This is a genomic window from Streptomyces sp. NPDC006516, assembly GCF_040611875.1.
GTDB lineage: Bacteria > Actinomycetota > Actinomycetes > Streptomycetales > Streptomycetaceae > Streptomyces.
Map to the genome: position 1 here is coordinate 1 of NZ_JBEXPD010000006.1, position 16,239 is coordinate 16,239.

Genomic DNA, 16,239 nt, shown 5'->3' on the forward strand with positions numbered 1-16,239 from the left:
CCGGTGATCAGCCCGTCCACGGCGGAGAACTGGCCGGTGACACCGATCGCGGCACGCACCGCCTGGGGTTCGGTGGCGAGGTCGTGGCCGGCGACCTGGGCCTGGCCGCCGTCGGCGCCGATGAGCGTGGACAGGATCTTCACCGCGGTGGTCTTTCCGGCGCCGTTGGGGCCGAGCAGTGCGAAGACGGAGCCGGCCGGGATGCGCATATCGATGCCGTCGAGCACGGTCTTGTCGCCGTACGACTTGCACAGACCGATGGCGGAGACGGCAGCCGGTGACTGCCGGTCGTCCCCCTGTCTGGATGTGGGCATGACAGAGTAGGGCATGGAGTCCTCCTGTGCGAAGGCTGAAGTGGTAGGGGGAATCGAAGAGTTGAAGCGCGGGAGGTCAGGCCTTGGCGCGGCGGATGTCGATGTTGCCGTGCCGGGTGCGGGCGCGGATCCTGACGGTTTCCTCGGACTCCTCCGGAGTCTTTGACGCGGTGAGTGTGTTGCGTACCTGCCCGGCTGCGGAGTGCGCATCGAGCCAGGCGGCCGTGCCTTCGCGGACGCCGACCTCGATGGAGCCGTACGAGGTCTCCAACTGGACTGTTCCGCAGACCACTTCGCCCACTCGCAGGGTGCCGTGGGCGGTGGCGGCGGTGACCGAGGCTTCCGCGCGCCGGATGTCGATGTCACCATTGGCTCCGTTCGCCCGCAGCTCACCGGTCGCGGCACCGACGGTGATGGTGCCGTGCGAGTTCTTCAGGACGGCCGGTCCGTCGAGCAGCCCGACGCGCATGCTGCCGGAGCTGGTCGTGATCTCGGCCGTACCCTCGACCCTTTCCACGGTGATGGAACCGTGTGACGCCTTCAGCCGTAGCGGGCCGGTCGCGTCGAGACGTACGTCGCCGGACGAGGTCTTCACGCGGGCCTCGCCGAGCCGGCCCTCGCCGAGCACCTGGACCCAGGCCCCGCTGACGTCGATGCCCGACCCCGCGGGCAGATCGACCGTGACGTCGACGGTTCCGGTGCGGCCGAACAGATTGGGCTTGGGCGTCCTGATGGTCAGTACGCCGGCCGAGTACGTGGCCTCGGTCTGATCGGCCGCCCGTACGTCCTGGTCCCGCTTCGGGTCGCGGGGCCGCACCTCGACCACGGTGTCGACGCGGTCGCCCGCGGTGAACTGGATGGAACCGGCGTCCACGTGCGCAGCGGCCGAGATCGGCTCGGGAGTGTCGAAAGAAGGCATGGCTGTCCCGTCCTCTTGAGGCGTCAGGTCGTCCCCGCTGGCGGGACGTGTGATGGGTGACGTGCTGGGGCTGGGTGCGGCTAGCGCACCCAGCCGGTGAAGCTCTGTCCGACGGTCTGGGACCTTTCCGTCGTGTGCGGTCGGCCGCCGCCGTTGTCGACCGCGGCCGACACGGCGCGTACCAGCCACGCGTTGACCGAGAGGCCCTCGCGGGTGGCGGCCTCCTCGGCGCGGGTCTTGAGATGGGCCGGGAGCCGCAGATTGACGCGGGCGGTCGCACTCTCGTCACCGTCTGCCGGAGCCGGGGCCCCGTGTGCCTCGACGGGCGCGGCCGCCTCCGCGGTGCCGCCGCTGTCGGCGGGCGGCAGGGTCACCACGAAGTCGGGATCGAGGCCCCGCAGTCGTACGTCGACCGAGCCCGGGGCGAGTTCACGGGTGATCTCGTCGGTCGCGGCGGAGAGCACGTTGAGCAGGGTCAGGCGAGTCGCCGACTCCAGGGGAGCGGTGAGCCTCTCTGCCAGCTCGCGTGCTTCTTCGCCTCCGGCTTCGGCGGCCACCGCGAGTTCCCGGCGGAGAGTGTCGACGTACGGGGTGAGGTCCATGGCGCCATCATGGCACCACTATGGCGCCATGCGCAACCATCGCGTGGGTGCAGGCGGCTGTGAAGCGCGGCAGGCGGCTCTGACCTGCATGAATGCTGCGGCAATGGGCTGGGTGATGATGGCGCCAGGTGTGTCGCGGCGTCTGTCGCACCGACAAGTGGTGCCACATGGCGCCGCATGGCACCGCGTGGCGCCATTCGGTGCCAGAGGGCATGCGGGGTCGTGCCGGATCTGTTTCCACGCGGGGTGCCGGCGCCGGTCGGTGCGGCTCGCCACGGCCCTGTGAGCGGGTGGGGTGGCTCAGGCCGGGAACTGCAGGGACTTGCGCAAGGTGTTGAAAGGTCTTGCAGAAATCCTTGACGGCGGCACGCGCAGCGGGGCAGGCTCCCAGCGTTCCCCCCCCACGGGGGCCTAGCGCGTGGCTGTCTTCGAGGGCACGCCTGTGCCCTGAGGCCGAAGGAGCCGCACATGCAGCACCGTTTCCGCCTCCCGGCGGAACGCGGGCCGGAAGCCATGGCCGTCGCCGGCCTCGACGACCTGCCCCGCACGGCGCTGGCGCTCCACGCCGGAGCCGAGGCGGGCTGACCGCCGAGCACCACACCACCGTCGCCGGCGCGTGATGTACCGGGCCGTCAGGCCGCAGAACATGACCAGTGATCCCGGACCCGAGAGGCACGACCCCCTTCATGCAGCCGAGCACCGATGTTCTCGTTCTGGGCGGCGCGGGTGTGGACACCATCGTCCACGTTCCCGAACTGCCCCTTCCCTACGCCGACAGCTACATGATCAGACCGGGCATCGAAACCCGTGCGGGCCAGAGCGGGGACTTCGTCGCCCTGGGGCTGCACGCCCTCGGCCTGCGCACGCACCACCTCGACATGATCGGAGACGACCACGAGGGCGACCTGGTCCGGGCCCTCCACCGCGACCGGGGCATTCCGCTCACCTCGGTGCCCGCGCCGGGCGGCACCAAGCGCGCGGTCAATCTCGTCGGACCGGACGGGCGCCGCCTGTCCCTGTACGACGCCGACCGCGCACGGGACTCGGACCGCTTCGAGGAGGCGACGGTCCACACCCTGGCCTCCTCCGCCCGCCATGCGCATGTGGTCATCACCCAGCCGTGCGGAGCGGCTCTGCCGGTACTCCGGGAGGCCGGCGTGAGCCTGTCCACCGATCTGCACGACTGGGACGGCGTCAACCCGTACCACGAGGCGTTCGCCCTCCAGGCCGACATCGTCTTCCTCTCCACGGCGGCCCTGGCCGACCCGGAGCGGACCATGCGTGACATCGCCGGGCGGGGCAGCGCGCGAATCGTCGTCGCCACCGCGGGAGCCGAGGGGGCGTACGTGCTGTACGGAGGCGAATTGACGCGCACTCCCGCCGTCACCCCGCACGTCCCCGTGGTGGATTCCAACGGCGCCGGGGACGCCTTCGCCTCCGGATTCCTCTTCGGCACGCTGAACGGTGAACACCCCCGGCGTGCCGCCCTGTACGGCGCGGTCGCAGGGGCCTACGCCTGCACCGTGCCGTCCACCCGCGCGGATGCCATCGGACGCGAAGCCCTGCTGGCCCAGGTCGCGGCGCTGCCGTCCCGGGTGGCCTGACGACGGAAGGCGCCCGCTGGAGATCGCGCCGCAGGTGGATCTCTCCCCGGCCGACAGGCCGCGTCGTGTAGCCCCCAGCCCGGGGCGTTCGGTGTGCTGCCGATGCGCCCCCGGAGGGCCGCTCCCGGGGGCGGTGACGGAGGATGGACGGAACCTCTTCCGGATCCGGTCCGTCGCCCGGATCCCCGACCTCTGGAGACACGTGTGGCCGGCCACGTCCTTCCCTCGTTCCTTCGCCGTGAACGCGCGGTGGCTGCGGGGCTCGTCTCCGTTCTCGGGGCGGGCATGCTGGCAGGATGCTCGGTCGGGGACGGCACTCCCCGCGACGCGGCATCCGAGCGGCCGGCTGCGTCTGACAGCGTGCTCCTGCCGACGGCCGGGATGCGGTTCGACTACCAGATCGGCGAGGGCTACACGCCACCGGACGGGGTGCGGGCGGTGTCCCGCGACCGCGAGGACGAACCGGCACCCGGCCTCTACAACATCTGCTACGTGAACGCCTTCCAGACGCAGCCCGGCGCGCTGGAGTGGTGGCAGAGCACCCATCCGGACCTGCTGTTGCGTGGCGACGACGGTCAGCTGATCATCGACGAGGGCTGGGACGAGGTGCTCCTGGACACCTCGACGGCCGCCAGGCGTACGCAGCTCGCCGAGATCGTGGGGGAGTGGATCGATGGCTGTGCGGAAAGCGGCTTCCAGGCGGTGGAGCCGGACAACCTCGACTCCTTCGAGCGGTCGGACGGGAAGCTGACGCAGGCTCACAACGCGGCATTCGCGACCGTGCTGGCCGAGCGGGCACACAAGGCCGGTTTGGCCATCGGTCAGAAGAACACCACGGATCTGCTCGGGCGGCACAGTGCGATCGGCTTCGACTTCGCGGTGACGGAGGAGTGCGCGCAGTTCGACGAGTGCGACGCGTACGCCGACGCCTACGACGACCGGGTCTTCGCCGTCGAGTACGAGGGCGAGGGAGAGGTGGACTTCGAGGAGAGCTGCGCCCGCTGGGGCGACCGGATCTCGCTCGTGCTGCGCGACCTCGACGTACTCCCGGCGGGCCGGAAGGGCTACGTGTACCGCACCTGCTGAGGCCCCGCGGGCGAGGCCGATCGAGGAGCTCGGCAGCCGAGGGGCCGGAAGGCGGACGCCGTGGTGCGGAGGGAGCACCGGGGCCTCGCCGCCGCGAGCGGGCCCCCGGGCGGCAGCGCTATTCCGGCTGGCTGACGACGCCCTTGCAGCCACGGGTGTCGTCCATGGTTCCCGGGACGGCGGCTGCCTTGACCGAGTTGAAGTTCGCCACATAGGCATCGTGGACCGAGGCGATGTCGATCTTGAGCAGGGCCTCGTCGTTCTCACGCAGCGCGGGGCCCGAGTAGTTGTGACTGCCGGTCCACATGACACGCTTGACGCTACCGTCGTACTTGCCGTCGATCAGGAGGTACTTCGAGTGGATGATCCGGTTGCTGGTGGACGTCTTGCCGTCGTGGTCGTCGTTGTAGCAGACCGGGGCGAAGCCTGAGACCGAGTGCAGCGTCTCCCAGGTGCCGGGCGTGACGCCGTCGGCCGAACTGTCGGCGCTGTCCGTCTCGCTGTAGACGAGTTCCACCGAGCACCCGGCCTTCTTCATCGCCACGAGCTTGTCCGCGACACCCTGGCGGGTGAACTTGAACATACCGACACGGATCTTCGTGTGCTTCGCGGTCCCGTCAGAAGCCGTGTAGTTGCACGTGACGTTGTCGAGGGTGTTCCAGATGGTGTCCGTGCTGTTGCCGGTGCCGGGGTAGTAGGGGAAGAAGTAGACCTTGTACGGGGAGAAGCTCGCGCTGGTGTACTTCCAGGTGGACCAGTTCTTGCCGACGAGAGCGTCGAAGTACGAGCCGTAGGCGTTGTAGATGCCGGTGTTGTAGGTCAGCACGTACGCGTCGTTCCAGAACGCGCTGTACGCGGACGGCGACATGTTGGAGGAAGTCTGCACCACGACATCGGCCGCGCCGTCGACCTGGGAGAACAGCCAGAACTTGTTGTGGTTGATGGACCTGCCGAACTCCGGCCGTCCCAGACACGACTTCCCCGCCGGGCACAGGGTGACGAACGAGCTGAGCTGGGTGTCGTCACCGAGGGCCTGCTCGAGTACCCCGTAACTCGGGTCCTCCGGGCGCGAGCTGACGGTGCTCTCGTCCAGGACGATCTTCACGTCGACGCCACGCAGGGTGTGGGCGTCGGCCAGCGCCTGTGCCAGTTCCTGATCCCAGAAGTGGTAGAGCGCCACCTTGATGGAGGAGCCCGCCGGGCTGCTGCCTATGTACTGCAGGAGCTGAGTGCGGATGGCTTCCTGCTCGGCGGCCGTTCCGAGCGGGTTGTTGAAGATCGCCCGGGACCCCTCGGCGGCAGCGCTGCCGGCTCCCTGCGGCGCCTGCGCGTGGACGGCAGGGGTGCCTGTGGTGAGCAGTGCGAGGGCCAGCGCGGCGACGGCGCTTCCTCCCTTGATCCACTGTGCGCGCGACACGGGTCCTCCATGGTGATGGGCGATGGTCCGCGCACACCGTCCAGGACGTAGAGGTCGGCGCATGCCGGCGCGGGTGGCAGGATCTTGTCAGAGGAATCCCGGCGGGGGAAGCAATTTGAAGATCCATCAGGTAAGGCCGCCGGTCGCTGGAGTTCGGCCCTGGCGTGCCGGGTCCGCCGTCGCCGCGCCTTCCAGGCGGTCCCCGGCCTTGGGGGAGGTGCGAGCCCCGGAGTACTCATGAAGTGAGGGTTCTGGAACCCGATTGCGTGAGTTCCGTGCCTGATGTGCACATTTATTGATCTGGACATGATGGAAAGCCCTTCCCTAGTGTCAACGGTCGCTGTGCCGAACACCTGGCGCAGTTCGTGCGGCGGCCCTACTTTCTTGGCTCGAAGCGCGTTCGGAAGCAGCAGTTGGGGTGGGGGATTCCGTGAGATCAGTGCGTTCTCGAAGTATGTCCGCCTTGGTGATCAAGGGGTTGATCACGGGGCTGCTGTCGGTGGTGACCCTCGCGCCGACCGCCATGGCGGTGAACCTGCCGAACGGGGAGAAGCCCAGCGTGCCCGCCCAGAGGCTGGACTCGCCGGTGCCGTCCCCCCAGGAGCCCTCGACGACAAGAGCTCCCAAGGTGACCTGGCCCGAGGCGGGCTCGGCCACAGTGGACCTGGCGTCAGGGGGTGGCAGGGCGACCTCCGTGGTGTCCGTCCGGAAGGTCGATACCGCAAGGACGAGCAGGGCGACGGCAGGGGCCCCGTCGAAGGTCGGCGTGCAGGTCCTGGACCGCGAGCAGGCCGGGCAGATGGGAGCTCTCGGTCTGGGCGTGCGGGTGGTCCGCAAGGACGGTGGCAACTCAGCCGGCCCGGTGGAACTGGCCATCGACTACTCGGGCTTCGCCAAGGCCTACGGCGGTGACTTCGCGGGCCGCGTCCGCCTGATCGAACTGCCCGCCTGCGCGGCGACCACGCCCGGACTGCGGCGCTGCCAGGACGTCACATACGTCGATGCGAAGAACGACACCGTCGCGCAGACCCTGACCGCGACGGTCGAGGCGGCCCCGCAGGCCGAGCCGATATCGGGCATGGCGGCGCTCAGCGCGCCCGCCGTCTACGCCCTCGCCTCCGGTTCCTCTTCCGACCAGGGTGACTACCGAGCCAGCACCCTCTCACCCACGGGCAAGTGGGACGTCTCGCTCGGCTCGGGCGCCTTCACCTACTCGGTGCCCATCGAAGTGCCCGAGCCGCCTGTCGGCGAGGCCCCCGAACTGTCGCTGGACTACAACTCCCAGGACATCGACGGACGGACGTCGGCCTCCAACAACCAGGCGTCCTGGACCGGAATGGGCTGGGACCTGAATGTCGGCTACATCGAGCGCCGCTACAAGAACTGCACCCAGGACGGTCACCCGGGCTTCGGTGACCTGTGCTGGGACTCGCCCAACTCCGAGAAGGATCCGAACGGTTCGGTCTACGTCATCAACCTGAACGGCACCACGTCCGAGCTGATCCAGGACAACACCGGCACCGGGAGTTTCCACCTCCAGAGCGATCCGGGCTGGAAGGTGCAGAAGCTCAACGGCGGTCACGGCAGTGACAACACCGACGAGTTCTGGGTGGTCACCGAACAGGACGGCACCCGGCACTACTTCGGCTGGGGCCGCACCGAGCGGAAGAACAACGCGGGCGAGTACGAGAAGACCAACTCGGTCCTGACCGTGCCCGTCGTCGGCGACGACGCGGGCGAGCCCTGCAAGGCGTCCTTCCCCAGCCCGTGCAAGCAGGCCTGGCGCTGGAACCTGGACCGGGTGGTCACCCCGAACGAGGTGGAGAACGTCTACTTCTACAAGAAGGAGCAGAACTTCTACCGTTCGGTCGCCGCCGCCGACAAGGCCCGGTCCTACGACGCGGGTTCGTACCTGGAGCGCATCGACTACGGCTGGTCCTCCCAGATCCCGAACGCGCAACTGCCCGCGCAGGTCGACTTCCAGCACGTCAACCGCTGTGTGGAGCGCATGTCCGAGAAGGACCCGCTCGACAACGTGACACCGGAATGCCCGACGATCGACGCCAAGCCGGCCTCGTACCCGGACGTTCCGGTCGACCTGATCTGCGACGGCCCCGAGGACGGTGAGTCCTGCGCGGGCAAGACGTACTACCCCACGTTCTTCCTGCGCGGAATGCTGTGGGACATCAACGTCAAGGTGCGTGACAACAACGACGCCGCCTGGGACACGGTCCGGCAGTACCAGATGAAGTACGCCCTGATGGACCCTGCCGGCGCGGTGGGCGATCAGCTCTGGCTCGACTACATCCAGCGGCGCAGTTACTCCGGCGGAGACATCACTCAGCCCACGATCAACTTCAACGGCGAGTGGCAGGACAACAAGGTCGGCGCGGGTGAGCTCAGCTTCCGCCGTGTGAACAAGGTGTTCACCGACACCGGAGCCACGATCACGGCCACCTACGGTCACGCCACCGACGACAGTGGAGCGATCGACCGGCAGTGCGACGAGAACAACCTGCCCAGCCAGTCGGAGAACAAGTACGAGTGCTTCTGGCAGAAGTGGGTGCCCGAGGGCGCCGAGAGCGACCGCACCGGCTGGTTCAAGAAGTTCGTGGTGACGAAGGTCGTCGTCGATCCGGGGGATCTCGCCGAGGGTGATCCCGCCATGACCACCGAGTACGAGTACGACGGAGCGCCCGGTTGGCGGTTCAGCGCCGACCCGATCGCCAAGGACGAGGACGAGTCCTGGACCGAGTGGCGCGGCTACGGCAAGGTCCTCGTGACCACCGGCGCCGGGTCGAACAAGCATTCCACGTACCACTGGCTCTACCGGGGCCTTGACGGCGACCGGACCGAGAAGACCGACCCGGCCAAGACCCGCCCGGTGAGCGTCACCGACTCCGAGGGCAGCACCTGGACCGACTCCGCATGGCTCTCCGGGCAGACCCTGGAAACCTCGGAGCGCGACCACGAGGGCAAGGCGCAAAGCCGGGAGTGGCACGAGTACTGGACGTACAACACCGCGCAGTACGTGGGGCTGCCTGACGCCCGCTTCGTACGCGAGAAGAAGACCCGCACCTTGGAGAAGGTGTCCACGTCCACGGACGACCTGGCCACCTGGCGGGAGCACATAGTCGAGAACGAATACGAGAACGACCAGGCCGCGAGCACCACCTTCGGTCTGCCGATGCGCGTCGATGACTGGGGGCAGACCGGTGTCAGTGACAACCACTGCACCGAGTACGGGCGCTCCTACAACACCGAGGAACTCGACGGCACCCACACCAAGCGGTGGATGGTCTACCAGGACGAGGAGCGGCACTACACCGTCTCCTGCACCACCCAGGCCGAGGACCAGGCCGCAGGCAACCCCGCGCTGCACCAGGACAAGAACACGGTGACCCTGTACGACGGGGCCGCCACGCTCGCCGGGAACGACGCCGCGCTCACCGACGGCAACGCGACCGAGACCCGCACCTACACCGATGCCTCGGCCTTCCGCTCCGCCAGGAGCCAGTTCGACGACGCGGGCCGCGCCGTGAAGACCTGGGACGGCAAGAACAACCTGACCACCGTCGCCTTCAACCCCAGTACCTCCTGGCCCGTCAACGGCATCACCAGGACGAGCCCCGACCCGGACGGCACCGGCAGCGGCACCCCGCTGACCACCACCGAGTACGTCTCGCGCTTCTTCGGCGAACCGTGGAAGGAGGTCGACGAGAACGGCGCCACCACCCATGTCGTGTTCGACGCCGTCGGACGGCTCTCCAAGGTCTTCAAGCCCACCGAGGCCGGCAACTACCCGGACGGCAATCCGTCGATGAAGTTCGCCTACGAGATCCCGGTCGCGCCCTCGGAGACCGGCGTCCCCGACGTCGCCACAGGCGCACCGCTCAAGGCGACCTCGCAGACGCTGCAGTCCGGCAGCACGTACACCACGTCCGTCACCTACGGAGACGGCATGGGGCGAATCAGGGAGCAGCAGGAGCCCGCGCCGTCCGGCACCGGCCGGATCGTGACGGTGACGCGCTACGACTCCTCGGGCAACATCGCCGGTACCTCGGCGGCCTTCTACAACGACAAGGCCGCCGGATCGGGTCTGGTCAACCCGGCGGTGGCGGACCTGCAGTCCTACACGGACCTGGAGGTCGACTGGGCCGGCCGCACCACGCTCTCCCAGATCCAGGTCAAGGGCGCCCCCCAAGCGGCCGCGAAGTCGGTCACCCGCTACACCGGGGCCGACCTGACCACGACCTTCGACGCCGACAACGTGGCCACCTACACCTACACCGACGTCTACGGGCAGACGGACCGCGTGGTCGAGCACATCGGCGCCGAGTCCAACACCACGAAATACGAGTACACGCGCAGCGGCGGTCTGAAGTACATCCACGACTCCCGCGACAACACCAGTCACTACACCTACAACTGGGCCGGCGACCGGCTCACCGCCGACGAGCCCGACTCAGGCGTCACCACCACCACCTACGACGGCAACGGCGCGGTGCTCACCACCACCGACGGCAACAACACCGTGCTCACCCACGAGTACGACAACCTCGGGCGCAAGACGAAGACCAAGCAGGGCGCGTCCCTGCTGAGCGACATCAGCTACGACACGGCCACCGGCGGCAAGGGCAAGGCGGCGGTCTCCACCAGCTACGCGGGTGGCAAGGCGTACACGGTGAAGATCAACTCCTATGACGCGCGCGGCCGGACGACCTCGAAGACGATGACCGTGCCGGACGACGGGTCCGGGCTGAACGGCTCGTACACGTTCGGCTACGGCTACGACGCGGCGGACCACCCCACCGAGGTGAGGTACCCGGCGATCGGCGGCCTGCCCGCCGAGACCGTCACCACCGGCTACACCGCGCAGGGCCGCGTGGACAAGCTCAGCAGCCCGCTGGGGACCTACCTCGCCGGCACCGGCTACGACGACTACGGCCGGCTCACCTCACGGTCCCTGGGCAGTTCCGGCACCGGCTCTCAGGCCACCCGGACCTATGGCTACGACGACACCAACGGCACCGGCTGGCTCAAGAGCGTCATGACGAACGTCGTCACCGGGTCGACCACCAGGAAGGCCCAGGAGGACATCTACAGCCGGGACCTGACAGGCCAGACGATCGCCGAGCGGGCCACCGTCGACAATCAGCAGCAGTGCTACCGCTACGACGACCTGGACCGCCTCACCGACGCCTGGACCACGGCCGCCACCGCGTGCGAGTCCACCCCGAAGTCGGACTTCACGGGCCCCGACCCGTACCAGACCAAGTACAGCTACGACCGCATGGGCAACCTCCAGTCGGTCACCGACACCACCAAGGGCGGTTCGGCGACCAGGGACTACAAGTACCCGGGTTACAGCGCCGACGAGACGACGTACACCCCCGACCAGCCTCGCCCGCACGCGGTGACCAGCGCGGGCGCCGACACCTTCGGTTACGACGACGCCGGCCACATGACCTCGCGCACGGTCGGCGGTGTCAGCTCCACCCTCCAGTGGAACGCGCTGAACAGGGTCGCCAGCATCACGCAGACCAAGAGCACCGGCGCCGAGACGTCGTCATACGTCTACGACGTGGACGGCAACGTACTGCTGCGCACCTCGCCGCAGGAGAAGGTGCTCTACGTGGACGGGCACGAGATCCACAAGAAGGGCACCGGCGCCCCGCAGGCGACCCGTCTGTACTCGGCGGCGGACACCGAGGTCGCGACACGCACCGCGGACGGTTCCGCCAACGGTGTCCTGTCCTGGCTGCTCGGTGACAGCCAGGCGTCCGTCCAGCTCGTCATCACCATGGCCGGGGCGGTGACCCGCCGCCGCTACACGCCTTTCGGCAAGCAGCGCGGGACGACCGCCGGGCTGCCCGAGGGGCTCGACCGTGGCTTCGTGGGCAAGCCCGAGGACGACTCGACCGGGTTGTCACTGCTCGGGGCACGGATGTACGACGCCGGCCTCGGCCGGTTCCTGTCGACCGACGCGCTGACCGACCCCATGGCACCGCAAGGTCTGAACTCGTACAGCTACTCGGGGAACAACCCCATCGGGTACACCGACCCGTCCGGTCTCACCCGCTGCGACGTCAACCCGTACGACCCGGTTTGCCACACGGCGGACAAGGAGCGGGACAAGGGCGGCAAGAACAAGAAAAAGAAAAAGAAGAAGTCCGGCCGGGAGCCCTCGCCTTCGCCGCAGGCTTCGCCCTCCCCTCCTCCCTATTCCAACTCCGGCAGCAGCTGGAACCCGCTCGCCCCGGTGGGCAAAGTCATCGGCAAGGTTCTCCGCTGGGTCGACAAGAAGAGTGCCCTGTCCCGTCTGCTGCTCGAGGAAGGCCGCCTGGAGAACAACCTGAACGGTGCGAACGCGATGGCCATCTCCTACAACGCGGGCGCGGGCGGCACGTGTGAGGCAGGCAAGAGCCAGGTGATCTGCTACGGCAGTTCACCGGCCGGCGACCAGCCCATCACGATCGGCGACGTGCTCTTCGTGCCGTACGGCAAGGGCGGGCTCAACCAGCGGCTCAACGACGAGAAGAGCATCCGCAACCGCATGGAGGCGGTCAAGGGCAAGAAGTACGCGGACAACTACGGCCCCGATCTGCTCAGACACGAGGCGGTGCACTCGGAACAGTGGGCGTCCTACAGCAACGCGGCCCTGTACGCGACCGACTACGGCCTCGAGTCGGCCAAGTCGCAGATGAAGACCGGAGACCCCGCCCTGGAGAACAACTTCGAGAAGGGCGCCAACCTGTACTGGGGCGGCTACAAGAGCAAGCCGGTACCGTAACCGGCGGATCGATGCGGAAGTGAGGTGAGGGCCACCGTGACCAGCAGAAACAAGACGGCGCGCACACTGTCCCGCGCAGGCGTGGCGGTGGCCCTGGTGCTGCTCGCGGCCGGCTGCAGTCCGGCGGAGCGCCCGCTCGTGGCCATAGGCAGGGGCCCGGACGGAGACGTTCGGGCGCTGCTGCGGCCCTGCTCGGACGACGACCCCATCCGGGAGGTCCTGCTCCTCAGGAGCGATGAGAAGGGTGACGAGGCGGACCCCGCGACCCTGGACGACTGGTCGGCCCAGCTGCCCGGAACGGCGACCGGAGAGCAGGAGTTCAGCCTCTTCAGCCTCCCGGACGGCTGGCAGGGCGAGGCGGGGTCCGCCACGGAGCTGGCACCGGACCGGGACTACTCGGTGAGGTTCGTCGTCGGGCCGGACGACACCGTGCGCTACAAGGGCCTCACCAGGTTCACGCGCGCGGACGTCGAGGGCCTGGCGCCCGGGCAGTGGTGGGCCGGCGGAAAGGCCGTGAGCCGCGCGGAGTTCCGGGCACGGGCGGACGAGGCCTGCTGAGACCGGGGGCCGGTTGCGAGATGTCCTTCGGATCGAGCCCGACGGGTGCGATCCGAAGGACATTCCAGCTTCATCGCCCTGCCGTGGCGGGCAGGCGGCACGCTTCGACCCGGAGGCGGACGGCCTAGAAATCGACCGGCTCGCGGATGAGCGGACAGGTCATGCAGTGCCCGCCGCCCCGCCCACGGCCGAGCTCCCCGCCCACGATCGTGATGACCTCCACGCCCGCAGCCCGCAGCAGGTCGTTCGTCTGGGTGTTGCGGTCGTAGGTGAACACGACGCCCGGTTCGAGAGCGACGGCGTTGTTGCCGCTGTCCCACTGCTGACGCTCGGAGGCGTACACGTCGCCGCCCGTCTCGACGATCCGCAGGGCCGGCAGGCCCAGACTCCTGGCCACCACGTCCGTGAAGGGCGTCGAACCCTCGTCGACGACCTCCACCCCAGGTGCTCTGTCGCTCGGACGGAGGGAGAAGGTGCGGACCGCGTCCATGATCTTCGGGTAGACGGTGACGAGGTCGCGGTCGGCGAACGTGAACACGGTGTCGAGGTGCATGGCGGACCTCAGCTTGGGCATGGCCGCCACCACGACGTGCTCGGCGGCCCCCTGCCGGAACAGCGATGCGGCGACCTGGGTGATGGCCTGCCGGGAGGTGCGTTCACTCATCCCCATGAGGACGACGCCGTTACCGACGGGCATGATGTCGCCACCCTCGAAGGTGGCCTGGCCCCACTCCTGCTCGGGGTCGCCCCACCAGACGGTGCTTCCGGCGAAGTCCGGGTGGAATCGGTAGACGGCCTTCATCAGGAGCGTCTCGTCGTGACGCGCGGGCCAGTAGAGGGGATTGAGCGTCACCCCTCCGTACAGCCAGCAGGTGGTGTCACGTGTGTAGAGCGTGTTGGGCAGCGGGGGCATCAGGTATTCGCGCACGCCCATCGACTCGCGGGCGAGAGCGAGGTAGCCGGAGCGGTACTCCTCCGGCAGGTCGGCGGTGGCCAGGCCACCGATCAGATACTCGGCGAGCTCACGTGGTTGCAGTGACTCGAGATAGGCACGGGTCGCGTCGATGAGCCCGAGGCCGACCTCGTTGGCGGTGATCTTGCGGTCCAGCAGCCACGATCTGGCGGCAGGATCGGTGACCGTCCGCGCCAGGACGTCGTGCAGCTCCACCACCTCGACGCCGCCCTGCTGGAGCTTGCCGACGAAGTCGGCGTGGTCGCGCTGCGCGTTGTCCACCCACATCACGTCGTCGAAGAGCAGATCGCCGGCGTTGCCCGGCGTGAGCCGCCGGTGGGCGAGACCCGGAGCGCAGACGAGTACCTTGCGCAGCTTGCCGACCTCGGAGTGGACGCCGTGCCTGACAGGCGCGTCCGTGGCGGAGGTGTTCGACATGTGGGCTGCCTTTCTGTCGGGGAGGGGGCGGGCGGAACCGGGACGGTCAGAGACTGATCCATCCGGCGGCCAGGGCGATCACACCGAGCACCGCTCCCGCGACGGAGACCGCGCAGATGACGAGCTCGACGGGGGAGAAGACACGCCGCCCCTGTTCCCTGCGGGCCATGGCGAAGAGGATGGTGGCGGGGGCGTAGATGATGAACGACACCAGGACGAACTTCAGCCCCGCCGCGAACAGCAGGAACGCGGTGTAGAGCGTCGCGAGGGCGCTCACGACGAGGTCCCGCCCGTGCCCCGTGCCCTTCGTCAGTTCGTCGGGGCGCACCATGATCTTGACGGCGAACGCCGCGGCGAGAAGGAACGGGATCAGGGACAGGGCGCTGGTGAGATCGAGGGCGAAGTTGAACGCGTCGTCCGAGAAAAGAGTGATGACGAGGACGACCTGGGACAGCAGGGTCGTCATCAGCAGCGCCGAGACGGGGACGTCGGCGGAGGTGGAGCGGCGCAGGAAGCGCGGCATGTCGTCGTCCTTGGCGGCGACGAAGAGGACTTCCGCGGCCATCAGCGTCCATGCGAGATAGGCGCCGAGCACCGAAATGATCAGCCCCACGCTGACGAAGACCTGCCCCCAGGTCCCGACGGCCGCCTCCAGAACCTCGGCCATGGAGGGCTGGCGGAGGTCCGCGATCTCGCCCATCGGCAGGATGCCGTACGACACGATGGTGACCGACGCGAAGACGGCGAAGACGCTGAGGAACCCGAGGACGGTGGCCCGCCCGATGTCCTCCCGGCGCTTCGCGTGACGGGAGTAGACGCTGGCGCCCTCCACCCCGAGGAACACGAACACGGTGGCCAGCATGGTGCCGCGGACCTGGTTGAAGAGGGACCCCGCGTAGTCCGCGCCGCCGAAGTTGTCGGCGAAGATCTTCGCGTCGAAGAAGAACAGGGCGAGGATGACGAAGACGATGATCGGGACCACCTTGGCCACGGTGACCACCCTGTTGATGGCCGCCGCCTCCTTCACGCCCCGGCGGATGAGCAGGTAGAAGGCCCACAGTCCGAATGTGGAGACGACGACGGCCGGCACCGTGTCACCGTCGCCGAGAGCGGGCCAGACGGCCCCCACCGTCGACGTGATCAGCACCCAGTACGTCACGTTGCCCACGCAGGCGCTCGCCCAGTAACCGAAGGCGGAGAAGAACCCGAGGTACTCACCGAAGCCGGCCTTGGCGTAGGCGTAGACACCGGCGTCGAGATCGGGCCTGCGTACGGCGAGTGTCTGGAAGACGAAGGCGAGCATCAGCATGCCCGTACCGGCGATCGCCCAGGCGATCAGCGCCCCGGCCACGCCCGTCTCCTGGGCGAAGCGTGACGGCAGGGAGAACACTCCGGCGCCGACCATCGAGCCGACCACCATCGTGGTCAGCGTGAGCAGGGACATCTTGACCGCGGTGGTGGGTCCTTCAGGGACGTCGGACCCGGTGCGAGAGCTGGTCATCTGGTCCCCTCATGCGATGCGGATACGAGGGGACTTTAGCGGTATGTCGGATATG

The 16,239-nt window shown here is 68.3% G+C and carries 10 protein-coding genes; 4 read left to right on the forward strand and 6 right to left on the reverse strand.

All coding sequences use genetic code 11. The annotated features are described in order from the left end of the window. The 3 genes from ABZY45_RS18225 to ABZY45_RS18235 all read right to left on the reverse strand — a co-directional run. On the reverse strand, window positions 1-314 hold a 314-nt coding region (locus tag ABZY45_RS18225; RefSeq protein ID WP_356741104.1), incomplete at its 3' end, for an ATP-binding cassette domain-containing protein. 76 nt (window positions 315-390) lie between these two features. After that, a complete protein-coding gene (locus tag ABZY45_RS18230) occupies window positions 391-1,233 on the reverse strand; it encodes a DUF4097 family beta strand repeat-containing protein (RefSeq protein WP_356741105.1) in 843 nt (280 codons plus the stop codon). A gap of 80 nt (window positions 1,234-1,313) precedes the next feature. Continuing rightward, window positions 1,314-1,835: a hypothetical protein gene (locus ABZY45_RS18235; protein ID WP_356741107.1), complete on the reverse strand. Its 522-nt coding sequence runs from the start codon at window positions 1,833-1,835 to the stop codon at window positions 1,314-1,316. Window positions 1,836-2,521: 686 nt separating this feature from the next. Here ABZY45_RS18235 and ABZY45_RS18240 point away from each other — a divergent pair. Together ABZY45_RS18240 and ABZY45_RS18245 are read left to right on the forward strand one after the other, a co-directional pair. Beyond that, a complete protein-coding gene (locus tag ABZY45_RS18240) occupies window positions 2,522-3,439 on the forward strand; it encodes an adenosine kinase (protein WP_356741109.1) in 918 nt (305 codons plus the stop codon). Between the two features lie 285 nt (window positions 3,440-3,724). Next, on the forward strand, window positions 3,725-4,525 hold the full coding sequence (locus tag ABZY45_RS18245) for an endo alpha-1,4 polygalactosaminidase (protein WP_356741616.1): 801 nt from the start codon (window positions 3,725-3,727) through the stop codon (window positions 4,523-4,525). Window positions 4,526-4,643: 118 nt separating this feature from the next. Here ABZY45_RS18245 and ABZY45_RS18250 read toward each other — a convergent pair whose 3' ends face one another. Beyond that, complete coding sequence (locus ABZY45_RS18250) at window positions 4,644-5,942, reverse strand: phospholipase D-like domain-containing protein (RefSeq protein WP_356741110.1); 1,299 nt, start codon at window positions 5,940-5,942, stop codon at window positions 4,644-4,646. A 454-nt stretch (window positions 5,943-6,396) separates the two neighbouring features. Here ABZY45_RS18250 and ABZY45_RS18255 point away from each other — a divergent pair, with 454 nt between their 5' ends. Next, window positions 6,397-12,735, forward strand: coding sequence for an RHS repeat-associated core domain-containing protein (locus ABZY45_RS18255; protein ID WP_356741112.1), 6,339 nt, complete (start codon window positions 6,397-6,399; stop codon window positions 12,733-12,735). A 36-nt stretch (window positions 12,736-12,771) separates the two neighbouring features. Beyond that, window positions 12,772-13,293 carry a hypothetical protein gene (locus ABZY45_RS18260; RefSeq protein WP_356741114.1) on the forward strand — a complete coding sequence of 174 codons (522 nt, stop codon included), beginning with the start codon at window positions 12,772-12,774 and terminating at the stop codon, window positions 13,291-13,293. 124 nt (window positions 13,294-13,417) lie between these two features. On the opposite strand, the gene ABZY45_RS18265 is transcribed toward ABZY45_RS18260, so the two are convergent. Beyond that, window positions 13,418-14,683: an arginine deiminase gene (locus ABZY45_RS18265; RefSeq protein ID WP_356741116.1), complete on the reverse strand. Its 1,266-nt coding sequence runs from the start codon at window positions 14,681-14,683 to the stop codon at window positions 13,418-13,420. Window positions 14,684-14,729: 46 nt separating this feature from the next. Further along, window positions 14,730-16,184 (reverse strand): basic amino acid/polyamine antiporter, encoded by a 1,455-nt coding sequence (locus ABZY45_RS18270; RefSeq protein WP_356741118.1) that lies wholly within the window; start codon window positions 16,182-16,184, stop codon window positions 14,730-14,732. Window positions 16,185-16,239: the final 55 nt, after the last annotated feature.